General features: G+C 69.8%; 24 protein-coding genes. 18 read left to right on the top strand and 6 right to left on the bottom strand.

What is annotated here, in order from left to right; all coding sequences use genetic code 11:
• Positions 1-116 precede the first annotated feature (116 nt).
• The 5 genes from ABEU20_RS04775 to hutU form a co-directional block, all read right to left on the bottom strand.
• Positions 117-905 carry an IclR family transcriptional regulator gene (locus ABEU20_RS04775; RefSeq protein WP_420163255.1) on the bottom strand — a complete coding sequence of 263 codons (789 nt, stop codon included), beginning with the start codon at positions 903-905 and terminating at the stop codon, positions 117-119.
• Positions 906-1,063: 158 nt separating this feature from the next.
• A complete protein-coding gene (locus ABEU20_RS04770) occupies positions 1,064-1,729 on the bottom strand; it encodes an IclR family transcriptional regulator (protein WP_420163254.1) in 666 nt (221 codons plus the stop codon).
• Positions 1,730-1,781: 52 nt separating this feature from the next.
• Complete coding sequence (locus ABEU20_RS04765) at positions 1,782-2,936, bottom strand: CaiB/BaiF CoA transferase family protein (RefSeq protein ID WP_420163253.1); 1,155 nt, start codon at positions 2,934-2,936, stop codon at positions 1,782-1,784.
• 14 nt (positions 2,937-2,950) lie between these two features.
• The gene (locus ABEU20_RS04760) at positions 2,951-4,081 is read right to left on the bottom strand and encodes an acyl-CoA dehydrogenase family protein (protein WP_420163900.1); all 1,131 of its coding nucleotides are present in this window, start codon (positions 4,079-4,081) and stop codon (positions 2,951-2,953) included.
• Between the two features lie 354 nt (positions 4,082-4,435).
• Complete coding sequence (gene hutU / locus ABEU20_RS04755; RefSeq protein ID WP_420163899.1) at positions 4,436-6,049, bottom strand: urocanate hydratase; 1,614 nt, start codon at positions 6,047-6,049, stop codon at positions 4,436-4,438.
• Between the two features lie 323 nt (positions 6,050-6,372).
• Between hutU and ABEU20_RS04750 the strand changes: the two genes are divergently transcribed.
• From ABEU20_RS04750 to hutC, 3 genes are all read left to right on the top strand, one after another.
• Positions 6,373-9,780 (top strand): NAD-glutamate dehydrogenase domain-containing protein, encoded by a 3,408-nt coding sequence (locus ABEU20_RS04750; protein ID WP_420163252.1) that lies wholly within the window; start codon positions 6,373-6,375, stop codon positions 9,778-9,780.
• A 52-nt stretch (positions 9,781-9,832) separates the two neighbouring features.
• Positions 9,833-10,705, top strand: coding sequence for an HpcH/HpaI aldolase/citrate lyase family protein (locus tag ABEU20_RS04745; RefSeq protein WP_420163251.1), 873 nt, complete (start codon positions 9,833-9,835; stop codon positions 10,703-10,705).
• A gap of 96 nt (positions 10,706-10,801) precedes the next feature.
• Positions 10,802-11,557, top strand: a complete 756-nt coding sequence (hutC, locus tag ABEU20_RS04740; protein WP_420163250.1) for a histidine utilization repressor — start codon at positions 10,802-10,804, stop codon at positions 11,555-11,557.
• On the opposite strand, the gene ABEU20_RS04735 is transcribed toward hutC, so the two are convergent.
• Positions 11,547-12,347, bottom strand: a complete 801-nt coding sequence (locus ABEU20_RS04735) for an alpha/beta fold hydrolase (protein ID WP_420163249.1) — start codon at positions 12,345-12,347, stop codon at positions 11,547-11,549. The two genes, hutC and ABEU20_RS04735, sit on opposite strands and share 11 nt — an antisense overlap.
• A 58-nt stretch (positions 12,348-12,405) precedes the next feature.
• Between ABEU20_RS04735 and ABEU20_RS04730 the strand changes: the two genes are divergently transcribed.
• The 15 genes from ABEU20_RS04730 to ABEU20_RS04660 all read left to right on the top strand — a co-directional run bounded on the left by ABEU20_RS04730 (position 12,406) and on the right by ABEU20_RS04660 (position 25,432).
• Positions 12,406-12,759 (top strand): ArsR/SmtB family transcription factor, encoded by a 354-nt coding sequence (locus ABEU20_RS04730; RefSeq protein WP_420163248.1) that lies wholly within the window; start codon positions 12,406-12,408, stop codon positions 12,757-12,759.
• Between the two features lie 104 nt (positions 12,760-12,863).
• Positions 12,864-13,193: a hydrogenase maturation nickel metallochaperone HypA/HybF gene (locus ABEU20_RS04725; RefSeq protein WP_420163247.1), complete on the top strand. Its 330-nt coding sequence runs from the start codon at positions 12,864-12,866 to the stop codon at positions 13,191-13,193.
• A gap of 3 nt (positions 13,194-13,196) precedes the next feature.
• Positions 13,197-14,030, top strand: coding sequence for a hydrogenase nickel incorporation protein HypB (hypB, locus tag ABEU20_RS04720; RefSeq protein ID WP_420163246.1), 834 nt, complete (start codon positions 13,197-13,199; stop codon positions 14,028-14,030).
• Between the two features lie 117 nt (positions 14,031-14,147).
• Positions 14,148-15,233, top strand: coding sequence for an NADH-quinone oxidoreductase subunit B family protein (locus ABEU20_RS04715; RefSeq protein ID WP_420163245.1), 1,086 nt, complete (start codon positions 14,148-14,150; stop codon positions 15,231-15,233).
• 40 nt (positions 15,234-15,273) lie between these two features.
• On the top strand, positions 15,274-17,067 hold the full coding sequence (locus ABEU20_RS04710) for a nickel-dependent hydrogenase large subunit (protein ID WP_420163244.1): 1,794 nt from the start codon (positions 15,274-15,276) through the stop codon (positions 17,065-17,067).
• Between the two features lie 7 nt (positions 17,068-17,074).
• A complete protein-coding gene (locus ABEU20_RS04705) occupies positions 17,075-18,004 on the top strand; it encodes a NifU family protein (RefSeq protein WP_420163243.1) in 930 nt (309 codons plus the stop codon).
• Positions 18,001-18,672, top strand: a complete 672-nt coding sequence (locus ABEU20_RS04700) for a DUF5947 family protein (RefSeq protein WP_420163242.1) — start codon at positions 18,001-18,003, stop codon at positions 18,670-18,672. Before ABEU20_RS04705 ends, ABEU20_RS04700 begins: the two co-directional genes overlap by 4 nt.
• Positions 18,669-19,310 (top strand): DUF6084 family protein, encoded by a 642-nt coding sequence (locus ABEU20_RS04695; protein WP_420163241.1) that lies wholly within the window; start codon positions 18,669-18,671, stop codon positions 19,308-19,310. Before ABEU20_RS04700 ends, ABEU20_RS04695 begins: the two co-directional genes overlap by 4 nt.
• Positions 19,307-20,731, top strand: a complete 1,425-nt coding sequence (locus ABEU20_RS04690) for a hypothetical protein (RefSeq protein ID WP_420163240.1) — start codon at positions 19,307-19,309, stop codon at positions 20,729-20,731. Before ABEU20_RS04695 ends, ABEU20_RS04690 begins: the two co-directional genes overlap by 4 nt.
• Positions 20,728-20,847: a DUF6893 family small protein gene (locus ABEU20_RS04685; protein WP_420163239.1), complete on the top strand. Its 120-nt coding sequence runs from the start codon at positions 20,728-20,730 to the stop codon at positions 20,845-20,847. The genes ABEU20_RS04690 and ABEU20_RS04685 overlap by 4 nt, the downstream gene beginning before the upstream one ends.
• Positions 20,848-20,851: 4 nt before the next feature.
• The gene (locus ABEU20_RS04680; RefSeq protein WP_420163238.1) at positions 20,852-21,349 is read left to right on the top strand and encodes a hydrogenase maturation protease; all 498 of its coding nucleotides are present in this window, start codon (positions 20,852-20,854) and stop codon (positions 21,347-21,349) included.
• A 3-nt stretch (positions 21,350-21,352) separates the two neighbouring features.
• Entirely contained in the window at positions 21,353-21,619 is a 267-nt protein-coding gene (locus ABEU20_RS04675; protein ID WP_420163237.1) for a HypC/HybG/HupF family hydrogenase formation chaperone, read from the top strand.
• Positions 21,616-23,994 (top strand): carbamoyltransferase HypF, encoded by a 2,379-nt coding sequence (gene hypF / locus ABEU20_RS04670; protein ID WP_420163236.1) that lies wholly within the window; start codon positions 21,616-21,618, stop codon positions 23,992-23,994. Before ABEU20_RS04675 ends, hypF begins: the two co-directional genes overlap by 4 nt.
• Entirely contained in the window at positions 23,991-24,734 is a 744-nt protein-coding gene (locus ABEU20_RS04665; RefSeq protein WP_420163235.1) for a hydrogenase assembly protein HupF, read from the top strand. Before hypF ends, ABEU20_RS04665 begins: the two co-directional genes overlap by 4 nt.
• Complete coding sequence (locus ABEU20_RS04660; protein WP_420163234.1) at positions 24,731-25,432, top strand: D-sedoheptulose-7-phosphate isomerase; 702 nt, start codon at positions 24,731-24,733, stop codon at positions 25,430-25,432. Before ABEU20_RS04665 ends, ABEU20_RS04660 begins: the two co-directional genes overlap by 4 nt.
• Position 25,433 lies beyond the last annotated feature (1 nt).

Raw genomic sequence — 25,433 nt, 5'->3', positions numbered from 1 at the left:
TCTCGTATACGAGACCATAGTCTCGTATGTAAGACAATAGGGGAGCGGGTATGGGTCGAACCGGCGGGGAGTCGGCTCGGGGGTCGGACGGTGGACGGTCGGGATGCTCAGGACGCTCAGGACTCCAGGGACTCCTCGACCATGCGGTCGCCGAGGCTGTCCGAGAAATGTGCGGCCGCGTCCGTGACGAGCCCGGCCAGTTCCGCGGTCTCGGCGTCGGTGCGAGCCCCCGTCAGGTACGCGAGACCCAACGCGGCGACGGGGCGCCCGTCCCGCGTCACGACGGGACCGGCGATGCACGTGACGCCGTTGGTGGTCGAGTCCCGCTCCACCGCGTACCCGAGTTCGCGATCGGCCTGCAGAAGCTCCCGCAGGTCGTCGAGCGACTCCGGCCCCTCCCCGGTGCGGGTGGGCCACGTGTATCCGGCGTAGAGCGCGCTGAGCTGCTCGGGGTCGAGACGCGCGAGAATCGTGCGTCCGACGGCCGTCAGGTGCGCCGGCAGCCGGGTGCCGACCTCCGTCACCAGCCGCACACCGGGCTTGAGCGGCTCGCGCTTGTCCAGGTAGATCACGTCGGTGCCCTGCAGGACCGCCAGGTGTGAGGTCTCGTCCGCGGCCTTGGTCAACGCGACCATGTGGCGCTGGCCCTCGCGGTGCAACGGGCCGGACCGCATGTACGACGCTCCCACCTCGAACGCGGACACACCGAGCGTCCACGCGCGCTGGTCGGGCCAGTAGGAGACGAAGCGTCGGTCCCGCATCACGTTGAGCAGGTGGTGCGTCGTGCTCTTGGGCAGGTCCAGCGCACCCGCGATCTCGGTCGCGGCCATCGGGACGCCCCGCCGGGCGAGCAGGTCGAGTACGTCGAGTACCCGCTCCGCGGACTTGACCCGGCTCGTCGACATCGAACGTCCCCTTCCGATCCCGGCCCGATCGGCCGGTGTGCCGCGTCATTGTCTCGAATACGAGACCGCGGCACCAAACTTCTCAGACCAGACCTGTGTGGGTGGCCGAATGTGACATTCGTTCGGTCCGACAGAACCGATGTGACATCCGGCCAGGCCTACGACGGGACGGTGCGGCCCAGTTCGGCCGACAGTCGCGCGCAGCGCTCGACGAGGACCCGCCCGTGCCGGGCGCAGACGTCGTCGTCGAGTCGGAAGGTGGGCCCGACGACGCTCAGCGCCCCGACGATCCGGCCGATCGCGTCGTAGATCGGGGCGGCCACGCCGGTGGAGTGGTCCTCGATGGTGTCGTGTGCGATGGCGTAGCCGTCCGCGCCCACCTCACCGAGCAGGGCCGCGCCCACCGCGGTCCCGACGAGGGGAACGGTCTGGCCGACCCACCCCATGTGCCGGATGGCGTGGGTGCCCTCGATCTGCCCCATGTACAACGCTGTACCCCGGGGCCCGGGAGCCGACAGATACGTCGACTCCCGGGTGATCTCGGCGATCTCGGTCATGGCCGGCTGCGCCCGCAGGAGCAACTGGTTGTCGGCGATCGCTTTCGCGCCGATCTGCAGCAACCGTGGACCCACCCGGTAGACGTTGTCCTCGCCGCGGAGGACGAACTCGGTCTGCTCGAGGCTGCGGATGAGCCGCAACGCCGTGCTGGTCGCGAGGTCGGTCGTCTTCGCGGCGTCGGCGAGGGTCAGTCCACCGTGCTCGATGATCGCGCCGAGCAGTTCGAAGGTGCGACTGGCGCTGCGCGTCACGTCACCGGGGGCCATGCGTGTCTCCCATGCCGAGGACGGCGACCGTTCGGCCGACCGTTCGACGAATCTATCGTGCGGGTGTTCCGCCGAGGACCTCGTCGTGGTGCTCGTCGAGGAGCGGGCTGCGGCGCACCGCCGGACGCACGCTGTCGCCGAAGACGACGGGCTGCCGGACGTAGGACACGGCGCCGGCCTTGGGATGCTCGAACGTCTCGACGACGCCTCGGTACCGGGCCTGCTCCGAACCGAGTGCCTGCTGGACGTTCCAGACCTCGGAGCCGGCCAGTCCGGCCGCGTCGAGCAGGTCGAGGACCTCGGCGACCGTACGGCCGGCGGCCCACGACTCGATCTCCTTGCGCAGCGCGGGTTCGTTCTCGGTGCGCAGTGCGTCCTCGGTGAACCGGGGATCGATGATCAGTTCCTCGCGACCCATGGTGCGGGCCAGCGTCTGGAAGCCCTTCTCGCTGGCGATCGCGAGCACGAAGAGGCCGTCGTCGGCGCGGTAGGTGTCGAACGGGGTCGACACGGGGTGCCGGTTGCCGACGCGCTTGGGGGTCTGCCCGGACGCCTGCAGCTGGCTGTGGGCGGTGGGCAGCATCGCGAGCATGCTGTCGAACATCGCGACGTCCAGGTGCTGGCCCTGACCGGTGCTGCGGGCCGCCAGCAGCGCGGTGCTGATGCCCCACGCGGCGAAGACGCCGGTGATGGTGTCGCCGAACGACTCGCCCAGCCGGGTGGGACCCGACTCCTCGGTGCCGGTGATGCTCATGACGCCGGACAGCGCCTGGACCACCAGGTCGTAGGCCGCGGCGCCGGCCATCGGGCCCTGCTGGCCGAAGCCGGAGATCGACGCGTAGACGATCTTCGGGTTGCGCGCCTTGGCCGCCTCGTAGTCGATGCCGAGCCGGGTGGTGACGCCGGGCCGGAAGTTCTCGACGACGACGTCGGCGTCGGCAATCAACTGCAGCAACGACTCTCGGTCCTCGGGGTCCTTGAGGTCGAGCGCGATCGAGCGCTTGCCACGGTTGAGGACGTTGAAGTAGATGCTCTCGCCGTCGCGGAACGGTCCGAGGTGGCGCGAGTCCTCGCCGGCCTTCGACTCGATCTTCACGACGTCGGCGCCGGCATCGGCGAGCAGCGCGGTGCAGAACGGGCCCGCGAGCACGCGGGACAGGTCGACGACGCGGACGCCGTCGAGCGGGGGGAGTGCGGGGGTGGTCATGACGGCCTCGCCTCTCAGTACTCGGTGGAGCGGATCGACGGGGCGTTGCCCGCGATGGTCAGCAGCTGGATCTGCGAGGTGCCCTCGAAGATCCGCAGGATCCGGCAGTCGCGGTACAGGCGCTCGATCTCGGACTCGCGCATGAAGCCGGCGCCTCCGTGGATCTGGACGACCTGGTCGACGATCGAGAAGCAGGCCTCGGTCGCCACGAACTTCGAGATCGACGCCGCGCGGCGCAGGTCCTGGCCGGCGTCCTTGACGTCGGACGCCCAGTCGGCCGTGACGCGCGACGCCACGAGCTTGGCGTCGCACTCGCCCAGCAGCAGCTGGATGGCCTGGAACTCGAAGATGGGGTGCCCGAACTGCTTGCGCTCGGACGCGTACTCGCGGCCGAGTTCCCAAGCGCGCAGGGCGATTCCGTTGGCCATCGCGGCGACGTCGATGCGGGCGCGGTTGAGGGCGGTGAGGGCGATGTTGCCGCCGCGGCCCTCGGTGCCGATCACGGCGTCGTGCGGGAGGACCACGTCGTCGAGGTAGACGGTGTACGTGGGCGCCGAGCGGATGCCCAACTTGTCCTGCGGCTCCGAGTAGCTGATGCCGGGCGTGCCCTTCGGGACCGCGAACGCGGTGATGCCGCGGAAGCCGGCCGAGGGGTCGGTCTTGGCGAACAGCACGACGAGGTCGGCCTCGCGGGCGTTGGAGATGAAGGTCTTGGAGCCGGACAGGTGCCAGCCGTCGTCCTCGCGGCGCGCCACGGTGCGCATCGAGGCGATGTCGGAGCCGGCGTCGGGCTCGGTGAGGGCGAAGCCGGCGAGGACCTCGCCGGAGGCCAGGCCGGGCAGCCAGCGCTTCTTCTGCTCCTCGGTGCCGCCCACGAGGATCGGCTCGAGGCCTAGGTAGTGGGCGGTGTAGATGGACGCCAGCGCGGCGTCCGCGCGGGCGACCTCCTCGACGGCGACGAGCTGGGCGCGGGTGGACAGGCCGAGGCCGCCGAACTCCTCGGGGACGGAGATGCCCATCAGGTCCTGCTCGGCGAGGCGCCGCATCAGGTGCGCGGGGAATTCCTTGGACTCGTCGCGCTCGGCGGCGCCGGGCAGGATCTCGGCGTTCGCGAAAGCGCGGACGGTGCTGCGGAATTCGGACATGTCGACGGCGTCGTCGTGCGTCTGAGCGGTCACGGGTAACTCCTGGAGTAACGAGAGGGGGAATCGCTAGATTTCATCTAGTGGAAGTCGATTGCCGTCTAGTGGCATGCGATGACTATCGCATCCGGTCGCGCAGTTTGTCCAGGGGCAGTTCGGGCGTCGTTCCGGACCCGGAAACGACGACGAGCGGCAACGCGCAGGGGGGATCGTCCTGCGCGTTGCCGCTCGTCGTGGGGTCGACGTCGTTCGCTCGTCACCGAGCCGACGTCAGTACCACCGGCACGGGCCCACGCTGGTCGTCGTGGGCTCGTGATCCGGCGGGTGGATCAGTGGTCCGAGATCATTCGTTCTCGGTCAGTTCTCCGTCATCGGGATCCGGACGCCGCGCTCGCGCGCGGTGTCGATGGCGTGCTCGTAGCCGGCATCGGCGTGGCGGATGACGCCCATGCCGGGGTCGTTGGTGAGCACGGCCTCGATCTTCTTCGCGGCCAGCTCGGTGCCGTCGGCGATGCACACCTGACCGGCGTGGATCGAGCGGCCCATGCCGACGCCGCCGCCGTGGTGGATCGAGACCCACGATGCGCCGGACGCGGTGTTGACCAGGGCGTTGAGCAGCGGCCAGTCGGCGATCGCGTCGGAGCCGTCCTTCATGGACTCGGTCTCGCGGTACGGGGAGGCGACCGAACCGGAGTCGAGGTGGTCGCGGCCGATGGCGATCGGCGCGGACAGCTCGCCGCTGGCGACCATCTCGTTGAACTTCAGGCCCGCCTTGTGGCGCTCGCCGTAACCGAGCCAGCAGATGCGGGCGGGCAGGCCCTCGAAGGCGACCTTCTCGCCGGCCATCTCGATCCAGCGCTTGAGGTGCTCGTTCTCCGGGAACAGCTCGAGGATCGCCTTGTCGGTGGCGGCGATGTCCTTGGGGTCACCCGACAGTGCGGCCCAGCGGAACGGGCCGAGGCCCTCCTCGAAGAGCGGGCGGATGTAGGCCGGGACGAAGCCGGGGAACTCGAACGCGCGGTCGTAGCCGGCCTTGCGGGCCTCGTCGCGGATGGAGTTGCCGTAGTCGAAGACCTCGGCGCCCTTGTCCATGAAGCCGACCATGGCCTCGACGTGCGCGGCCATCGCCTTGCGGGAATCCTCGGTGAACTTCTCCGGATCCTTCGCGGCCAGTTCCTTCATGTCGGCGATGTCGACGCCGATCGGCAGGTAGGACAGCGGATCGTGCGCCGACGTCTGGTCGGTGACGATGTCGATCGGGGCGTCCATCGCCAGCAGGGCCGGGAAGATCTCGGCGGCGTTGCCGACCAGGCCGATCGACAGCGGCTTGCGGGCATCGCGGGCCTCGGTGGCCAGCTGCAGCGCGTGCTCGATGCTGTCGGCCTTGGTGTCGAGGTACTTGTGGGCGATGCGGCGGTCGATGCGGGTGACGTCGCAGTCGACGCAGATCGCGACACCGTCGTTCATGGTGACGGCCAGCGGCTGCGCGCCGCCCATGCCGCCCATGCCGGCGGTGAGGGTGATGGTGCCGGCGAGGGTGCCGTCGAAGCGCTTGCGCGCGATCGCGCCGAAGGTCTCGTAGGTGCCCTGCAGGATGCCCTGCGTGCCGATGTAGATCCAGGAACCGGCGGTCATCTGGCCGTACATCATGAGGCCCTCGGCCTCGAGCTTGCGGAACTGCTCCCAGTTGGCCCAGTCGCCGACGAGGTTGGAGTTGGCCAGCAGCACGCGCGGCGCCCACTCGTTGGTGCGGAAGACGCCGACCGGCTTGCCGGACTGCACCAGCATGGTCTCGTCGTTCTTCAGCGTCTCGAGGGTGGCGACCATGGCGTCGAACGCGGCCCAGCTGCGGGCGGCGCGGCCGGTGCCGCCGTAGACGACCAGGTTGTCGGGGTGCTCGGCAACCTCGGGGTCGAGGTTGTTCATGAGCATGCGCAGCGCGCCCTCCTGCTGCCACCCGAGGGTGTTCAGCTCGGAGCCGCGGGGGCGCTGACCGGGCGGGCCTCGTGGCCGGGTGAGGTGATGTCCATCGGGTAACTCCTAGCGAATCGGGCGGTGAGGGCGCGGTGGTGTCGGGTGGTTCCGGTGCGACGCCGTTGTCGTCCGAATCCGTGTGCGTGTAGCTGTTGTGCGCTGGCTCACGTTCTGCAACTATGACTTGTATATTCCTGTCTATACAAGCTGATGTCAAGGGGCACTCGGAAGCGCCGCCCCTGACATCGCGAGATGTTCGACCAGTTGAACGGACACGACGACCAGTCGGGTGCAGCGTGGCACCCGACGGAAGGTTCCAGATGAACACCGTCTCCACCCCGACCGATCCGATGCCGAACCCCAGCGAGATCGACGACGCTCTCGCGCGAATCTTCCGCAGTTGGGACGAGCGCCTGCTCGCCGACGCGGATCCCGGAGCGCGGGAGGATCTCGCGCGCTCCGTCGCGGAACTGCCCACCGGCTACAAGCAGGACTTCGCCCCCGACCGGGCGCGGACCGACCTGTCCATCATCGGCGGTCTCGCCGACGGGGCGGTGGAGGTGCGGATCGTCGCCGACGCGACCGGCCGCGGGACCCACCGCCTGACCCTGTACGTGGGCGGCCGTCCGGCATCGCTCGGCGACCTCATGCCGCTGCTGCAGAGCCTCGGTGTCGAGGTCCTCGACGAGCGCCCCTACGCGCTCACGTCTCCGGCGGGAATGGCGTGCTGGCTCTACGAATTCACGGTCCGCTACGCCACCGCGCCGGTCGACGGATTCGAGGGGTTCGCCCTCCGGTTCGGCGCCGCCGTCGAGGCACTCTGGCGGGGCGACAGCGAGGCGGACCGCCTGAACGAACTGGTGGCGCGCGCAGGTCTGCACTGGCGTGAGGTGACGGTGCTGCGGGCGTACGCCGAGTACCTGCGTCAGGGCGGATTGCCCTACAGCAGTGCGTATGTCGCGGACGCGCTGTGCCGCTACCCGGCCATCGCCGCCGGAATCGTCCGGTGCTTCACGGCGCGATTCGATCCGCAGGCCTCGCCCCGCGACGGGGGCGAGGCGGCGGCCGCCGAGGTAGCGGCGTCGATCGAGCAGGTGCCGGGACTGGACGAGGACCGGATCTTCCGCGCCCTCCTCGACGCCGTCCGCAACACCGTGCGCACCAACCACTTCGTTGCTCCGGCGCGCGAGACCCTGGCGCTGAAGCTGGACGCGCGCAACATCGCCGAGCTACCGCAGCCGCGGCCCCGGCACGAGATCTTCGTGTACTCGCCGTCCGTGGCGGGCGTGCACATGCGGTTCGGGTCGGTCGCGCGCGGCGGCCTGCGGTGGTCGGATCGCCGTGAGGATTTCCGCACCGAGGTGCTGGGGCTGGTCAAGGCGCAGGCGGTGAAGAACGCCGTGATCGTGCCGGTCGGTGCCAAGGGCGGCTTCGTGCTGCGTCGGCCGCCGGCGCCGACCGGGGATGCCGAGGCCGACCGGGTGGCCCAGCGTGAGGCGGGCGTGGCGGGCTACCGCATGTTCATTCGCGGCCTGCTCGACCTCACCGACAACATCGACCGGGCCACCGGCGCCGTCGTGCCGGCGCGCGGCGTCGTTCGCCACGACGCCGACGACACCTATCTCGTGGTGGCCGCCGACAAGGGCACGGCGTCGTTCTCGGACGTCGCGAACGCGGTCGCGGCCGAGTACGACTTCTGGCTCGGCGACGCGTTCGCGTCCGGCGGTTCGGTGGGATACGACCACAAGGCGATGGGCATCACCGCGCGGGGCGCGTGGGAGAGCGTCAAGCGCCGCTTCCGGGAACTGGGTGTGGACACCCAGCGGGAGGACTTCACCGCGGTCGGCATCGGCGACATGAGCGGTGATGTCTTCGGCAACGGCATGCTGTGCAGCAGGCACATTCGCCTCGTCGCGGCGTTCGACCACCGGCACGTCTTCCTCGATCCGGATCCCGATCCGGAGACGTCGTACGCGGAGCGGGAACGGCTGTTCGCGCTGCCCCGGTCGTCGTGGGCCGACTACGACCGCTCGCTGATCGGTCCGGGCGGTGGCGTGTGGGAGCGCGGCGCGAAGTCGGTCCCGATCGGTGACGCCGTCCGCGGGGTGCTCGGACTGGGTCCGGACGTCACGGAAATGACACCGCCCGAACTGATCCGGGCCATCCTGCGTGCGCCGGTCGACCTGCTGTGGAACGGCGGCATCGGCACGTACGTGAAGGCGTCGACCGAGTCGCACGCCGACGCCGGGGACAAGGCGAACGACGTGGTGCGCGTCGACGGGCGCGATCTGCGGGCCCGAGTCGTCGGCGAGGGCGGCAACCTCGGCCTGACGCAGGCGGGACGGATCGAGTTCGCGCGCACCGGTGGGCGGGTGGGCACCGACGCCCTCGACAACTCCGCGGGTGTGGACTGCTCCGACCACGAGGTCAACATCAAGATCCTGCTCGACGGCCTGGTCGGGGACGGGGTGCTCGACGCCGAGGTGCGGCCCCGCCTGCTGGCCGAGATGACCGACGAGGTCGCGGCACTGGTGTTGGCGGACAACGTCTCCCAGAACGAGGCGATGGGTGTCGCCCTGTCGGACGCCCCCGAGATGCTGGGCGTGCAGGGACGCCAGATCAAGGCGCTCGAGGCTGCCGGGGCGCTCGACCGCACGCTCGAGGTTTTGCCCGACGCGAAGGCGCTCGCCGCGCTGCAGCGGGCCGGCGAGGGTCTGTCGGCTCCGGAACTGGCGACGCTCATGGCGCACGTGAAGCTCGGTCTGAAGGGTGCGTTGCTGGCCGGCGATCTCGTCGACCACGACGTGTTCCTGCCGTCGCTGCGTGACTACTTCCCGAGTCCGCTGCGCCGCGACCACGCCGACGCGATCGACCGGCACCCGCTGCGTCGCGAGATCGTCGCGACCGCGCTCACCAACCGCGTCGTCGACCGCGGCGGCATCACCTACGTCTTCCGCCTCGCCGAGGAGGTCGGTGCGACGGCGGACGACGCCGTGCGGGCGTTCGGTGTCGTCAGCGAGGTGTTCGGGCTGCCCGACCTGTGGTCGCGGATCGCCGCCGCGGACGTTCCCAGCGAGGTGGCCGATGAACTCGTCCTCGTCACCCGGCGACTGCTCGACCGGGCCTCCCGCTGGATGCTGCACCGGCGGCCGCAGCCCCTCGCGGTGGGCGCGGAGATCGCGCGGTTCCGGGAGCGGATCGAGGACGCGTCGGCTCATCTCGAGGAGTGGCTGGTGGGCGCCGACCGCACCAACCTCCGGGACCGCACGCGTGCGATCGCCGAGCGGGGCGCGCCCGAGGACCTGGTGTGCGACGTCGAGTTGGCCCTGGACCGCTTCGGTCTGCTCGACGTCGTCGAGATCGCGGACCTCGCCGAGTGCGACCTGGCCGTCGCCGGTGAGCTGTACTTCCGGCTGTGTGAGCGGGTCGGGATCGTCCCGCTCCTCAACGGCGTGTCCGCGCTCGGCAAGGAGAGCCGGTGGGACGCACTCGCCCGGTTGTCCCTGCGCGACGAGTTGTACGACAGCGTGCGCGCCCTGACACTCGACGTCCTCGCGCGCGCCGTGCCCGGCGACGACACCGAGCGGATGATCGCGGACTGGGAGGAGCGCAACGAGTCCCGGCTGCGTCGGGCCCGCAGCACCCTCGCGGAGATCGCCGCGTCCGGGCAGCGCGACCTGGCTGCGCTGTCCGTCGCGTCGCGTCAGCTGCGGCGGATGGCCGGCTGATCCGCGGAACCGATCTGTTCCCCCATCCACGAGAGGAAAAGTCATCACTATCGTGAACTCCCGCAAGGTCTCCGAGTCCGTCGCGGCGGTCCCTCCACGGGACGCGCGCTCGTGGCTGCTGGTGCCCGGAACCCGCACGCACGACCTCGACGAACGCATCCGGGTCCACGGCCCCGATGCCGTCGTCCTCGATCTCGAGGACGGGGTCGCTCCCGGTGACCGGGCCCGCGCGCGCGACGAGGTCCACGACTGGGCTGCGCGTGGAGGGCGGGCGTGGATCCGGGTCAACGCCGCCACCACCGCGGACTGGGGCGTCGACCTCGACTTCGCGAGTCGGTGCCCGGGGATCGTCGGGGTGGTCCTCGCGAAGGCGGAGTCGGCGGACCAGATCGACGCGACCGCGGCCGCGCTGGGGGATTTCGACGGCGGCCTGATCGCCCTGATCGAGTCGGCGACCGGGGTGCTCGAGGCGGTGTCGATCGCCCGCACGAACTCGTTGACCCGCTTGGCGTTCGGCAGCGGCGACTTCCGCCACGACACGGCGGCGACGGACGATTCGGCGACCGTGATGGGGGCGCGGGCCCACCTGGTCCTGGCGAGTCGGTCGGCCGGGCTGCCCGCGCCGATCGACGGGCCGTCCCTCGCCGCCGATGCGGACGGGCTGCGCGCCTACTGCCGTCGCTCGATCACGACCGGGATGGGCGGCATGCTCTGCGTGAAGCCGGAGCACGTGCGGGCGATCAACACCGGGTTCGCGCCCAGCCCGGAGGAGGTGCGCGACGCCCGGGACCTCCTCGACCGCCGCACCGACAGCATCGACGGCAGCTATCTGCCCCGCCTGCGCGCGGCCGAGGCGATCCTCGACCGGGCCCGGCGGTACCGGATCGCCGCCGTCGACGACACTCGGATGTCGATGAGTCGATGACCAGGCATACCGTTTCGGCGGCGCACCGGTCGGTAGACTTCGTGGGCCGAGTCGACGATCGGAGCGGCGGGACTTCTCTAGATACAGGGGCAGCGGATGGCAGTGGTTGACGTCGACGCGGAACTGGCCGCGCTGTTCGACGAGGCCGGTGGCGAGTCCGTCCCTGCCTACGAGCGGGTCAAGAAGCTGGTGGCGGAGCAGATCCGTTCGGGCCGTTGGTCGGAGGGTGACCAGTTGCCGTCCGAGAACCAGTTCGTGGGCGCGCTCGGCCTGTCCCGCATGACGATCAACCGTGCGCTGCGCGAGTTGACGGGCGAAGGCCTCATCGTTCGGATGATGGGCATCGGCACCTTCGTCGCGAGCACCAAGACCCCGTCACCGCTGTTCGAGGTGAAGAACATCGCCGACGAGATCCAGGAGCGGGGCCACCGGCACCGCACCGAGGTGATCTTCGTGCGCGAGGAGGAGACCGACCACTCACAGGCCTTCCTCCGGGATGCCGTGGGCGCCAAGGTGTTCCATTCGGTGCTCGTGCACTACGAGGACGACAAGCCGATCCAGGTGGAGGACCGTCTGGTGAACCCGGCCGAGGCGCCGGACTACCTCGACCAGGACTTCACCGCGATCACGCCCAACGACTACCTCACCCGTGTCGCGCCGCTGGTGCGCGGCGAGCACGTCGTCGAGGCCGTGCTCGCCAGCCCGGAGGAATGCCGCCTGCTGCAGATCGAGCGCGGCGAGCCGTGCCTGCTGATCCGGCGTCGGACCTGGTCCGAGCACGGATTGGTGAGCGCGGCCCGGCTGATCCATCCGGGTTCGCGGAACCGGCTCGAGGGCGCGTTCAGCCGCTGAGGCCGTTCTCCTCGAGGAACGGCTTCACCACCGCCAGCACCTCGGGGGACGCGGCGACGGTGGTGGCGTGGTCGAAGCCGGAGATCACGGCCAGCCGCGACCCGGGGATCAGCTCCGCGAGCCGCCTGGTGTCCGACCGCCGGGGACGGTCCTCGGACCCGACGAACAACAGCGTCGGGACGTCCAGCGCCTGCAGCGATGCGTCGGGCACCCCGGGCTCCGCCTCGGACCGGCGCAGGTAGGCGACGAGCGCGCGGGTGTCGTTCGCGTCGAACGCGGCCCGGGTCGCGGGATCGAGCGGCCAGGTGCGGTGCGCGTTCCACCGGTCGAGGAACGCGGTCATGCCCTCGTAGTCGAGGACGTCGATGCAGCCCGGAAAGAACAGTTTGTCGAACGAACCGGCCTGCGGGCGGCTGCTGCCACCACCGACGGTGAGGGTGCGCAGGCGCTCGGGGGCGGCCACCGCGAGCGAGAGGCCGACGCGGCCGCCGAACGAGTAGCCCAGGTAGTGCGCGCGCTCGTGGCCGAGGTCCTCGAGCACCGCGACGATGTCCCCGACGACGAGATCCATCGCATACGACGACGCCTCGTGCGGTTTGTCGCTGCGGCCGTGGCCGCGCATGTCGGGCAGGATCAGCTGGAACTCGTCGCGCAGCGCCTTCACGTACCCGAACGCCCGCCAGATCGCGCTCGACAGCGCCGTCCCGTGCGCGAGGACCAGCGGCGGGCCGTCGCCGATCACCCGGTAGGCGATGCCGATGCCGTCGACGGGATTGACTGCCTGTTGCATGACCACGCCTCAACGTTAGTTGGGCCGCGATTCGGACTCGCCGACCTACACTGAGGCCGTGACCGAGACTCCCGCCATCGACCCGGATCACGTCCGACGCGCCGCGCAGGCACTCGTGACGCCGGACATCGCGGGCTGGGCGGGACGCTTCGAGTTGCTGTCCGATCCGAACCGGCTGCGGTTGCTGCTGTGCCTGCACCACGCCCCCGACATCTGCGTCACCGATCTCGCGGCCGCGCTCGGCATGACGGGCACCGCGGTGTCGCATGCGCTGCGCCTGCTGCGGCAGCAGGGCTGGGTGGCGGCGGAGCGGTCGGGCCGCACCGTGCGGTACCGGCTGGTCGACGACACCGTCCACGAACTGCTCCACACGATCGGCGCGACCCACTTCCACGAGCACGACGCGAGCTGACGACAGTTCCGGCAAAGCCCTGTTCCGCATCTGCGGCCCGTCCTATCGTGTGATCCGACAGGCTTGGTCCGAACGGGCCGATTCCCTGTCCGAACGGACCCGTGATGCACGAGATGGCGATCACTCAGAGCGTCGTCGACGCGGTGTGCGAGCGCGCCGACGGTCGCACCGTGCACAGCATCCGACTGCAGGTGGGCCGGCTGTGTGCGGTGGTGCCGGATGCGATGCAGTTCTGCTTCGAACTGGTCACCGAGGGCACGGTCGCGCAGGGCGCCCGGCTCGACATCGAGGAGCCGCCGGGTCTGGCGCACTGCCGGCGCTGCGAGTCGGACTTCCCGTTGCAGGACTTGATCTTGTTGTGTCCGTGTGGAAGCGCCGACGTCGAGGTCCTCTCGGGTCGTGAACTGCGAATCCTGTCGATGGAAGTGGGTTGAAACATGTGTGCGACGTGCGGATGCGGCAAGCTCGACGAACCGGCCGGGACGCGAATCAGCGCACCCGCGGGAGCGGTGACCCACGAGCACGCGCACCCGCACGAACACGGCCACGATCACGATCACGGCCACGAACACGAACACGGGCACGGCCACGGGCATGCGCACGGTCACGATCACGCCCCGACCGAGACCGTGACGCTCGAGCAGAAGATCCTGGCCAAGAACGATCGGCTGGCGCAGGGCAACCGGGAGTGGCTCACGACCCGGGGAATTGCGGCGCTCAATCTGATGAGTTCGCCCGGATCGGGCAAGACGACGCTGCTCGAGCGCACCGTCCGGGAACTGCAGACGACCTGTCCGGTGGCCGTGATCGAGGGCGACCAGGAGACGCTGCTCGACGCCGATCGGATCGAGGCGACGGGATGCGCTGTGGTTCAGATCAATACGGGATCGGGTTGTCATCTCGACGCCGAGATGATGCGGGGCGCTCTCGATGTGCTCGGCCCCGCGGACGAGTCGCTCGTGTTCGTGGAGAACGTCGGAAACCTCGTGTGCCCCGCGCTGTTCGACCTCGGCGAGCAAGGCAAGGTTGTCCTTATATCTGTGACGGAAGGCGACGACAAGCCGCTCAAGTACCCGCACATCTTCGCGGTGGCGGATCTCGTGATCGTCAACAAGATCGACCTTCTCCCGTATGTCGACTTCGATCCCGACGTGTGTGAAAGGAATGCGCGATCGGTGAATCCCGATGTGCGCGTGATCAATCTGTCCGCGACCAGCGGCGAGGGACTGGAGCGGTGGTACGGGTGGGTTTCGGACCGGCGGAAGGGATGATCGTCCGGCGTTGACAGACCGACCGCTGTCGCGCCTTAATTGTGGTGGGCGTCACGCAAGTGGGCCGAGGGTCGACTCCGGTGACGCAGGGGCGGTGAGCCCCGGGGAGTGGCCGTTATGTCGACACCCACGAAAGCACCGCAGGAAGCTGGCGAGTCGCAGCCCGACAAAACCGACGAGGGCCCCATTCACGTCCTGTGGATCAACGCGGGGCTCAGTTGCGACGGGGATTCGGTGGCGCTGACGGCGGCCAGCCAACCGAGCGTCGAGGAGATCGTCTTCGGGGCATTGCCCGGACTGCCCAAGATCGCGGTCCACTGGCCGCTCATCGACTTCGAGTGCGGACCCGCCGGTGGCGCCGACGACTTCCTCGAATGGTTCTGGAAAGCCGATCGCGGAGAACTCGAACCGTTCGTGCTGGTTGTCGAGGGCTCGATACCGAACGAGAAGCTGCACGACGAGGGCTACTGGTGCGGGTTCGGCAACAACCCGGAGACCGGGCAGCCCGTGACGACGAGCGAGTGGCTCGACCGGCTGGCGCCCAAGGCCACCGCGATCGTCGCGGCCGGCACATGCGCGTGCTACGGCGGTATCCATGCGATGGCGGGCAATCCGACCGGTGCGATGGGGGTGCCCGACTATCTCGGGTGGGATTGGAAGTCGAAGGCCGGCCTGCCGATCGTGTGCGTGCCGGGATGTCCGATCCAGCCGGACAATCTGTCGGAGACACTGACATACCTGCTGTACCAGGTGACCGAACAGGCGCCGATGATCCCGCTCGACGAGCAGCTCCGCCCGCAGTGGCTGTTCGGCCAGACGGTGCATCAAGGCTGCGATCGCGCCGGCTACTACGAGCAGGGCGACTTCGCGACCGAGTACGGCTCACCCAAGTGCATCGTCAAACTCGGGTGCTGGGGTCCGGTCGTGAAATGCAATGTGCCCAAACGTGGTTGGATGGCCGGAATCGGGGGTTGTCCGAACGTCGGCGGCATCTGCATCGGCTGCACCATGCCGGGCTTCCCGGACAAGTTCATGCCGTTCATGGACGAACCCCCGGGCGGCATCCTGTCGAGCTCGGTGTCCGAGGTGTACGGGTCGGTGATCCGGACGTTGCGCAGCGTCACCGGACGCACGCTGGAGAAGGAACCACATTGGCGCGCACCGGGGCGCCTGTTGAGGACGGGGGCCGTCCGTACCTGGTAGCGCGAACGCGTGTGATCGCCGAGCGAAAGAAGGCTTCTCGATGACTTCCACAGTGCCCGAGCCGAAACAGGGGGCCACCGACGACAAGGGTCTGGTCGAGATGGCCTGGGATCCGATCACCAGGATCGTCGGCAGTCTCGGTATCTACACGAAGGTCGACTTCAAGAACAAGACCGTGGCCGAGTGCCACAGCACGTCGTCGATCTTCCGCGGCTACTCGCTGTTCATGAAGGGCAAGGATCCGCGCGACGCGCACTTCATCACCAGCCGCATCTGCGGGATCTGCGGCGACAACCACGCGACGTGCTCGTGCTACGCCCAGAACATGGCGTACGGAGTGCGCCCGCCGCACCTCGGTGAGTGGATCGCCAATCTCGGCGAGGCGGCCGAGTACATGTTCGACCACAACATCTTCCAGGAGAACCTGGTCGCGGTCGACTACTGCGAGAAGATGGTCTCCGAAACCAATCCGGGGGTGCTCGCTCAGGCCGAGAAGACGCCGGCCGCGCACTCGGACGCCCACGGCTATCGGACCATCGCCGACATCATGCGGGCCCTCAACCCGTTCACGGGCGAGTTCTATCGCGAGGCGTTGCTCATCAGCCGGCTCACGCGAGAGATGTTCTGCCTCATGGAGGGCCGGCACGTGCACCCGTCGACGCTGTACCCGGGCGGGGTGGGCACGGTCGCGACCGTGCAGTTGATCACCGACTACACGACGCGGCTGATGCGCTACATCGAATTCATGAAGAAGGTCGTACCGATGCACGACGACCTCTTCGACTTCTTCTACGAGGCGTTGCCGGGGTACGAGCACGTGGGAGAGCGGCGCACGCTCCTCGGCTGCTGGGGCGCCTTCCAGGACCCCGAGGTCTGCAACTTCGAATACAAGGACATGACCGACTGGGGCCGGAAGATGTTCGTCACCCCGGGCGTCGTCGTCGACGGGAAGCTGGTCACCACCGACCTCGTCGACATCAATCTCGGAATCCGCATCATGCTCGGCTCCTCGTACTACGACGACTGGTCCGATCAGGAGATGTTCGTGACCACCGACCCGCTGGGCAACCCGGTGGACCGGCGGCACCCGTGGAACCAGCACACGAACCCGAAGCCGCAGAAGCGCGATCTCGAGGACAAGTACAGCTGGGTGATGTCGCCGCGGTGGTTCGACGGCAAGGACAACCTGGCCCTCGACACCGGTGGTGGCGCGTTGGCGCGGATGTGGTCGACCGCGCTCGCCGGCCTCGTCGAGACCGACGAGGTCCTGTCCACCGGGCACAGCGTCAAGATCGAGTTCCCGAAGACGGCGCTCAAGGGCCCGGCGAGCTTCGAGTGGCGGATCCCGCAGTGGAGCAACACCATCGAACGCAACCGCGCGCGCACGTACTTCCAGGCATACGCGGCGGCGATGGCGCTGCACTTCGCCCGCAAGGCGCTCGTCGAGATCAACGCCGGTCGCACCAAGACGTGGGAGACGTTCGAGGTGCCCGACGAGGGCATCGGCTGCGGATTCACCGAGGCGGTCCGCGGCGTGCTCTCGCACCACATGGTGATCCGGGACGGCAAGATCGCGAACTATCACCCGTACCCGCCGACCCCGTGGAACGCGAGCCCGCGTGACGCCGAGGGGATTCCGGGGCCGTACGAGGACGCGGTGACGAACCTGAACATCTACGAGGAGAACAACCGCGACAACTTCAAGGGCATCGACATCATGCGGACCGTGCGCAGTTTCGATCCGTGCCTGCCCTGCGGTGTCCACATGTACCTCGGCGACGGGAAGACGCTCGAGAAGCTCCACTCGCCGACACAGTCGATGACCGGGGAGTAGGTGACGGATGTCGTCGGTACACGACGAAGCCCTGGACGAGACGCACGAATCCGATCGCTGGCGACAGGCCGGCGATCGGATCGAGGCGCTGCTGGACGCGGCGTCGGCGGGCGGCCCGGTGGCTCGCGAACGGGCCGAGCAACTCGTCCGTGAGGTGGTGGACCTGTACGGCGAGGCACTCGGTCGCGTGCTGACGATCGCCGCGCGTACCCCGGGTCTGGTCGACGAACTCGCACGCGACGAACTGGTGTCGAGTGTGCTGCTGGTGAGCGGGCTGCACCCGCACGACGTCGAGACCCGCGTCCGAACCGCGCTCGACAGCGTCCGTCCGTACCTCGGATCGCACGGCGGGGACGTCGAACTGGTGGATGTGTCCGAGGACGGCGTCGTGCGGTTGCGACTGCTGGGCAGCTGCCACGGGTGCCCGTCGTCCGCGGTGACACTGCAGCTCGCCGTCGAGGGCGCGGTGCAGGCCGCGGCCCCCGAGACCGCGGCGATCGAGGTGGAGACCGACGACCGGGAGGCCACGCCCACCCCCGGCGTGTTCACGGTCGATTCGCTGATGTCGCACGTGCGCGAGGATGCCGCCGGCAACGGGACGTGGCTGCCGGCCGAGGAATTCGCCGACCTCGCGGCCGGGGAGGTGGGGGGGTTCACGGTCGGTGGCCTGTCGATGCTGGTGTGCAGGCTCGGGGACGAGCTGTTCGCCTACCGGGACCGGTGTCCCGCGTGCGGGAACTCGATGGCCGGCACCACGATGCAGCGACGTGCGGGGGGCGGACTGAACGATGCCGTGCTGCGCTGCCCGAGCTGCCGTGCCCACTACGACGTTCGTCGTGCGGGCGCGGGCATCGAGGAGGGCCACCTCGACCCGCTGCCGGTGCTCACGAGGGACGGCGTCCTGTCGGTCGCCGTTCCCGCGGCGGTGACGGGATGACCGGGTCGTCCGGTCGCCGCACCCCCAGCGGATCGGCGTTGGGGGTGCTTCGTCGGATCGCCGCCGAGCGCCCCGCGCAGGTGGCGGGGGAGCGGTGCGAGATGTGCGCGGTGCCGATCGCCGACGAGCACTCACATGTCGTGAACATGGCGGGCCGGCAGCTGATGTGTGTGTGCCGGCCCTGCTATCTGCTGTTCGCCGAGCCGGGCGCGGAACTGAAGTATCGGGCGGTGCCCGAGCGGTACCTGTCGTTCCCGGACTTCTCGCTGGGGCCGGGGCGGTGGGACGCCCTCGAGATACCGGTGGGGCTGGCCTTCTTCTTCCGCAACTCCGACCAGGACCGCACCGTCGCGTTCTATCCGGGACCGGCCGGGGCCACCGAATCGGAACTGCCCATCGACGCGTGGGCCGCGGTGCTCGACGACAACGCGGCGCTCGCGACGGCCGTCCCGGATGTGGAGGCACTGCTGATCCGGATCCCGCAGAGCGGCCCGGCGGGGGCCGAGTGCCACCTGCTGCCGATCGATGCGTGTTACGAGCTGGTGGGCAGGCTGCGAAGACGTTGGCGCGGCTTCGACGGCGGCCAGGACGCGCGCGCCGAACTCGACGACTTCTTCACCCGGATCGAGCGGCGCAGCGTCGCGATACCCGAGGGCGGTGCATCGTGACCGTCCTCGACTTCTCGGTGCTCTCGATCGGCGCCGAACCGTTCTCGGTGACCCCCAACCTGATCGCGCGGCTGCGGATCGCCGAGACCACCGGCACCGCGGTCCACGCGCTGGCGCTGCGGTGCCAGATCAGGATCGAACCGAGGCGCCGCCGCTACACCGCCGCCGAGGAGTCCGGTCTGCTGGATCTGTTCGGGCCGCGTGAACGCTGGGGGACGACGCTGTCGACGTTCCCGTGGCTGCACACGACGGCGATGGTGCCCGGGTTCACCGGCGAGTGCGTCACCGAACTGGTGATGCCCTGCACGTACGACTTCGAGGTCGCGGCGTCGAAGTACCTGCACGCGCTCGACGAGGGCACCGTTCCGCTCGGCTTCCTGTTCAGCGGAACGATCTTCACGAAGGGGACCAACGGATTCGGCGTCGAGCAGATCCCGTGGGACCGGGAGGCACAGTTCGACATGCCGGTGGAGGTGTGGCGGGACGTGCTGCGCCGGAACTTTCCGTCCAGCGGCTGGGTGCGCCTCGACCACGACACCATCGCGGCGCTGGCCCGATTCAAGGCGGCCCGGGGCCTGCTGGGGCTCGACGAGGCCGTCACCGAACTGCTCGACGGCGCGGGCGAGGTGACGACATGACCGGGGTCGACGACCTGACGAGGGTGCGCTCCGTCGCGGACGCGGTGCTGTACGAGGGCTACCTGCTGTACCCGTATCGCTCCACTTCGGGAAAGAACCAGTCGCGCTGGCAGTTCGGCGTCCTGGGCCCGGTCGGCGCCGTCGATCGCGGTGTGGGCGAGGACGCGGCGATGCGCGTCGAGTGCGTGCTCGACCGCGGTGTGGACGACGCGGTCGTCGAGCCGGTGCTGCGATTCCTCCAGTTGCAGGTGCGGACCGCCGAGTCGCTCGGGCCCGCCGGCTACGAGTCCGTTCCGGAACTCACGCTCGACGGCCGTAGATGGGTCAGTTGGGACGAGGCCGTCGAAATCGAGATCCCGCTCGGTGCCGCCACCGTCGCGGAACTGCTGTCGGGTACCACCGTCGACGTTTCCGCCCCGGGCGGTAGCGATGTCGAACAGCTGGGGCCGACGGCACGGCTGGTGCGACAACGCTTTCCGGTGCGCGCGGAGGTGAGTCTGGGGGCCGCGACGGACCGGGGCGCGCTCCGGGTGGGGATCGAGGTCCGCAACGCCGCGACGCTCGACGCCGTGGACCGGCCCGACGTCGCGACGAAGGACACCGCGATCCGGCACTCCCTCATCGGTGCACACCTGATCGTGTCGGCGACCGGTACGCGCTTCGTGTCTCTCGTCGATCCGCCCGCCGAGTTCGCGCCCGCGGTCGACGGGTGCCGCCAGTACCGGTGCCATCCGGTACTCGCGGGCGAACCGGATCCGGGCGCTCCCGGGACGAGCGACGTGATCCTGGCGTCCCCGATCATCCTGTACGACCACCCCGAGGTGGCGAAGGAGAGCGGGGGAAACCTGTTCGACGCCACCGAGATCGACGAGATCCTCACATTGCGGATCATGACGCTCACCGATGACGAGAAGGCGCAGGCCCGGGCCACCGATCCGCGGGCCGCCGAGATCATCGACCGCTGCGACGACATGTCTCCCGCCGAGATGGCGCGCCTGCACGGCGCGCTGCGCGATCCGCGGGCGTTCGAGCCCCCGACGTTCGTCACGCCCGGTGGCCTCGTCCCCGAGGTCCCCGACGACGTCCCGTGGTGGGATCCCACCGCCGACACCAGCGTTCGTCCGGCCGCCGACGGCGTGCTGGTCGACGGCATCCGGGTCGCGAAGGGGAGCCTGGTCCGACTGAAGCCGTCGCGGCGGGCGGATGCGCAGGACCTGTTCTTCGCCGGCCAGGTCGCACGCGTCGCCACCGTGCACGCCGACGTGGACGGCGGCACGCACATCGGTGTCGTGCTGGTCGACGATCCGGCGGCCGAACTGCACGAGTGGTACGGCCGCTACCTGTACTTCGCCCCCGACGAGGTGGAACCGCTCGACGCCGTCGGCGGCGAGGCTCCCGACCGAGAGGAGAGTCAGTCATGAGGACAGTGGGCATGGTCTCGACCGTGTTGTTCGCCGCGGTGGCCGCGGCGGGCGCGTGGATCGCGATCCGTTCCATCCCGGACATGCAGCGATACCTGAGGATGCGAAGGATGTGACCGGATGACGGCCGGAGCGCCGCCCCGCGTGTTGGTCGCGGGTATCGGCAACATCTTCCTCGGCGACGACGGCTTCGGCCCGGAGACGCTGCGGGCGGTGTCGGCCGAGCCGCTGCCGGACGGGGTGCGCGCGGTCGACTACGGCATCCGCGGCATGCACCTGGCGTACGACCTGCTGGACGGCTGGGACGGGTTGGTGCTCGTCGACGCGGTCCCCGATCGGGGTGCCCCCGGCGCGGTGCGCGCGTTCGAGGTGGACCGCGAGAACCCTCAGGCCGCACCGCGGCTCGATGCGCACGCGATGGATCCGTCGTCGGTGTTCGCGAGCCTTGCCGCACTGGGTGGCACGCTGCCGCGCACCGTCGTCGTCGGCTGCCAGGTGCGCGACGTAGGCGAGGGAATGGGGCTGTCGGAACCGGTGTCCCGCGCGGTTCCCGAGGCTGTGGGCACCGTCCGGGCGGTCCTCGCCGGGTTCGGCGCCGGAGTCGGGGCGGAGGGCTGAGCGATGTGTCTGGGAATTCCGGGACGGGTCGTCCGGATGCTCGAGGGCTACGGTGGCCAGCTGGCGTTGGTCGACGTGGAGGGCAGGGAACGCAAGGTCAACGTCGGCATGCTCGAGGACACCGTGCTCGCGTCCGGCGACTGGGTGGTGATCCACATGGGCTTCGCGGTGGAGCGGGTCGACGCGGACGGCGCCGCGCGAGCGATGGCGGGCCTGGAGATGATGGGCCGGCCGCGTGAGCCCCGGGCCGACGGGGGCGCGTCGCCGTGACGGCCGTCCAGGAGACGCAGGTCGGCCGGGTCGCAGTGGAGCGGCACCGGCTGACCGTGCGCGGGGTGGTGCAGGGGGTGGGATTCCGGCCGTTCGTGGCACGCCTGGCGGGCGAACTCGGCCTGGTCGGGCACTGCGGCAACGACGAGGTGAGCGTCTTCGTCGAGGCGCAGGGACCGCCCCGGGTGCTGGCGGAGTTCGCGGAGCGGGTGCGGCGCGACGCGCCCCCGCTCGCCGTGGTGCTGGACGTGGCCGTCGAGCACCTGGACGGTCCGGTCGCGGACCCGTCGGGCTTCCGGATCGTGCCGAGCCTGCACACCCCCGGTGCCCGCACTCTCGTACCGCCCGACGTCGGGATCTGCGCGGACTGCGCTCGCGAGATGGCCGACCCCGCCGACCGCCGCTACCGGCATCCGTTCGTCAACTGCACCAACTGCGGTCCCCGCTACACGGTGATCACCGATCTTCCGTACGACCGGCCGTACACCACCATGGCGGCGTTCTCGATGTGCGCGCGATGTGCGCGCGAGTACGCGGACCCTGCCGACCGCCGCTACCACGCCCAACCAACCTGCTGCCCCGAGTGCGGGCCCCGGATCTTCGCCGAGCGATACGGCGTCCGGATCGACGGTGACGACGACGTCCTCGGAGTCGTCCAGCAGGCGATCGCCGAGGGCGGCATCGTCGCGATCAAGGGCATCGGCGGCTTCCATCTGGTGTGCGACGCCACGAATGCGGCTGCGGTCGAGCTGCTTCGGGAGCGCAAGGACCGCCCCGCCAAGCCCTTCGCGGTAATGGCGGCGGATCTGCCTACGGCACACACGATCTGCACGATCGACGACACCGAGGCCGCCGTACTGCGCAGCCCGGCCCGCCCGATCGTGCTGCTCCGCACCAGGATCGGCGTCGAGGTCGCGGACGCCGTGGCCCCGGGGCTGGACGAACTCGGCATTCTGCTGCCGTACGCGCCGCTGCACCACCTGCTGTTCGCGCCGACACCCGGGGGCGGTGTTCCACCGCCGCGGCTGCTGGTGATGACGTCGGGAAATCGGGGCGGCGAACCGCTCTGCTTCACCAACGACGACGCGCGGCAGCGGCTGTCCGGCATCGCCGACGTGTTCCTGATGCACGACCGGGACATCGCGGTGCCGTGCGAGGACTCGGTGCTCACCGTCGTGGACGGCGCCGTCCAGCCGATCCGGCGGTCCCGCGGGTACGCGCCGCTGCCGGTCCTGCTCGACGGACCGGGCCCGACCGTGCTCGCGGTGGGCGCCGAGGTGAAGAACACCTTCTGCCTCACCCGGCAGGAATTCGCCTTCTGCTCCGGGCATCTCGGCGACATGGGGACACTCGAGAGCCGACGCGCGTTCGAGACCGCCGTCGCGCAGTTGTCGGCGCTGCACGCGGTGCGCCCCGACCTGGTGGTGGCCGACGACCATCCCGGGTACTCGACCCGGAACTGGGCGGAGGACTACAGCGCACGCACCGGGATCGCGCTGGCGACCGTGCAGCACCACCACGCACACGTCGCCGCCCTCGCCGCGGAGCATCGCGTGATCGGCACCCCACTGCTGGGCATCGCGTTCGACGGCACCGGCTACGGCTGCGATCGCACCGTCTGGGGTGGCGAGCTGTTGCTGGTGGGCGCCGATCTCCACGACGCCACCCGGGCCGGTCACGTGCAGTCGTTCCCTCTGCCGGGTGGGGATGCTGCGGTGCGCAACCCGGCCCGGGTGGCGCTGGCGCTGCTCGGTGAGGTGGGTCTGCTGGACGAGGCGGACGACCTACCGTGCGTTCGCGCCCTCGCGGCGGACGAACGCAGCCTGGTGACGGCGCAGTTGAGCTCGGGTCTCGGCTGCGTGCGCACCACGAGTGTCGGGCGCCTGTTCGACGGTGTCGCGTCGATCCTCGGGGTGCGGCACCGTGTCACCTACGAGGCGCAGGCGGCCGTCGAACTGGAGGCGATCGCCCGCACCGCCGCGCGTCCCGAGCCGATCGAGATGCGGGTCGTGGATGGGCAGTTGCGGTTGCCCGAGCTGCTCACCGGGCTGGTGTCGGGGGTGCGTGCGGGCGCCACGTTGCCGGAGTTGGCGTTCGGGTTCCATCGGGCGCTGGCGTCCGCGACGGCGGCACTCGCCGTCGAGGTGGCGGAGACGTCGGGGGTGGAGACGGTGGGACTGACGGGTGGGGTGTTCCAGAACCGGCTGCTGACCACGATGGTTCGGACCGCCCTGCAGGCGGAGGGACTGCGGGTGCTCACCCACCGCGTGGTCCCGCCCAACGACGGGGGACTCTCGCTGGGACAGGCGGCGCTGGGCGCGGCGCTGCTGCGCTCCCGGCGTCGGACGGAAGCGATCGACGAGGTGCAATCATGACGACGAGCGATACCACCGTGGAACTGATCGACCGGGGGTTGTCCGCGGACCTGTCCTCCGCGGCACTGAGTTTGGCGCGGCGCTTCCAGCGCGGCGCGACACTGTGGGTGGTGTCGCCGCAGTGGGAACCGCACGCGCACCATGTGGCGGTCGAGTTCGTGCACCCGGTGATCATGGGGAAACGGGCCCTGCCGTCGGTGTCGCTCGTCGAACCGGACCCGGTGGCCCAGTGCCGGGTCGCGACGCGGCCGGGCGACGTGATCCTCGCGGTGGCGTCGGCCGCTCAGCCGCAGGTGCGCGACATCATGCGGCGCGCCCCGGCGTGGGGCGCCGACACGATCTGGATCGGCTCGGGGCCGCGTCCGGAGGCGGGGGCCGCCACCCACATCCTGTGGGTCGACTCCGACGACCCCATGGTCCCGGCCACCGGGCGGTTCGTGCTGATGTACCACCTGCTGTGGGAACTCACCCACGTCTGCTTCGAGCACCCGGGCCTGCTCGACGTGGCCACCGCGGGGGGTGCGGACGACGTGTGCGTCACCTGCAGCGACGAGGGACGCCTCGCGGAAGTGGTACTGGTGCAGCACGACCCGCTCGACGGGGTGCTGGTGCGCACGGCGACGGGGGAGGAGCGCGTCGACACCACGCTCGTCGCCGACGTCGCCGAGGGCGACCTGTTGCTGGTGCACGGCGGGGCCGCCATCACCCGGATGGATCCGAACGAGGGGGGACGGTCGTGACCACACCCGGACCGCAGTCGGAGCAGACGGACTTCCTGTACCCGTTCATCGACGCCCACGAGGAGGGCGCCGAGGCGCTGCTGGACGACCTCGCGTCGTCGGCCCGCTCGAAGGCGGCGGAAAGTGCCCGGCTGCAGCGGGACTCGATCGAGGAATGGGGCAGCGGGATCCGGGAGGCCGGCGCACGGATGGCGGAGCGCTTCACGCAGGGTGGACGGCTCTACACGTTCGGCAACGGTGGCAGTTCCACGGACGCGGCCACTCTCGCGTCGCTGTTCAGCCGTCCGGCGCGCGGACGGCCCGTGGCTGCCTGGTCGCTCGCCGCGGACCAGGCGGTGGTGACCGCGCTCGGCAACGACGTCGGCTTCGATCTCATCTTCTCCCGGCAGATCATCGCGCACGCGCACTCGCACGACATGGCGATCGCGCTGTCGACGTCCGGCAACTCGGACGACCTGATGATCGCGCTCGCCGAGGCCCGCCGGCGCGGACTGCTCACGATCGGCTTCGCGGGGCACGACGGCGGCCGGATGGCCGTGAGCGACGACCTCGACTACTGCTTCACGATCCGCTCCCAGAGCATCCACCGTATCCAGGAAAGTCACGCACTGGTCGGCTACCGGCTCTGGGAGGCCGCCCAGGAACACCTGTCGCGGGGTTCCGCGGCACCGGAGACGACCACAGGACAGGAGGGCTAGC

This window comes from Rhodococcus parequi (assembly GCF_046042785.1).
GTDB classification, from domain to species: Bacteria; Actinomycetota; Actinomycetes; order Mycobacteriales; family Mycobacteriaceae; genus Prescottella; species Prescottella parequi.
This window is presented reverse-complemented; position numbering and strand designations above follow the sequence as displayed.

Coding starts and splice junctions, on each gene's coding strand:
- ABEU20_RS04775 (WP_420163255.1), bottom strand. CDS start 905: ATGTCGACGAGCCGGGTCAAGTCCGCGGAGCGGGTACTCGACGTACTC.
- ABEU20_RS04770 (WP_420163254.1), bottom strand. CDS start 1,729: ATGGCCCCCGGTGACGTGACGCGCAGCGCCAGTCGCACCTTCGAACTG.
- ABEU20_RS04765 (WP_420163253.1), bottom strand. CDS start 2,936: ATGACCACCCCCGCACTCCCCCCGCTCGACGGCGTCCGCGTCGTCGAC.
- ABEU20_RS04760 (WP_420163900.1), bottom strand. CDS start 4,081: ATGTCCGAATTCCGCAGCACCGTCCGCGCTTTCGCGAACGCCGAGATC.
- ABEU20_RS04750 (WP_420163252.1), top strand. CDS start 6,373: ATGAACACCGTCTCCACCCCGACCGATCCGATGCCGAACCCCAGCGAG.
- hutC (WP_420163250.1), top strand. CDS start 10,802: ATGGCAGTGGTTGACGTCGACGCGGAACTGGCCGCGCTGTTCGACGAG.
- ABEU20_RS04735 (WP_420163249.1), bottom strand. CDS start 12,347: ATGCAACAGGCAGTCAATCCCGTCGACGGCATCGGCATCGCCTACCGG.
- ABEU20_RS04725 (WP_420163247.1), top strand. CDS start 12,864: ATGCACGAGATGGCGATCACTCAGAGCGTCGTCGACGCGGTGTGCGAG.
- hypB (WP_420163246.1), top strand. CDS start 13,197: ATGTGTGCGACGTGCGGATGCGGCAAGCTCGACGAACCGGCCGGGACG.
- ABEU20_RS04715 (WP_420163245.1), top strand. CDS start 14,148: ATGTCGACACCCACGAAAGCACCGCAGGAAGCTGGCGAGTCGCAGCCC.
- ABEU20_RS04710 (WP_420163244.1), top strand. CDS start 15,274: ATGACTTCCACAGTGCCCGAGCCGAAACAGGGGGCCACCGACGACAAG.
- ABEU20_RS04705 (WP_420163243.1), top strand. CDS start 17,075: ATGTCGTCGGTACACGACGAAGCCCTGGACGAGACGCACGAATCCGAT.
- ABEU20_RS04700 (WP_420163242.1), top strand. CDS start 18,001: ATGACCGGGTCGTCCGGTCGCCGCACCCCCAGCGGATCGGCGTTGGGG.
- ABEU20_RS04690 (WP_420163240.1), top strand. CDS start 19,307: ATGACCGGGGTCGACGACCTGACGAGGGTGCGCTCCGTCGCGGACGCG.
- ABEU20_RS04685 (WP_420163239.1), top strand. CDS start 20,728: ATGAGGACAGTGGGCATGGTCTCGACCGTGTTGTTCGCCGCGGTGGCC.
- ABEU20_RS04680 (WP_420163238.1), top strand. CDS start 20,852: ATGACGGCCGGAGCGCCGCCCCGCGTGTTGGTCGCGGGTATCGGCAAC.
- ABEU20_RS04675 (WP_420163237.1), top strand. CDS start 21,353: ATGTGTCTGGGAATTCCGGGACGGGTCGTCCGGATGCTCGAGGGCTAC.
- ABEU20_RS04665 (WP_420163235.1), top strand. CDS start 23,991: ATGACGACGAGCGATACCACCGTGGAACTGATCGACCGGGGGTTGTCC.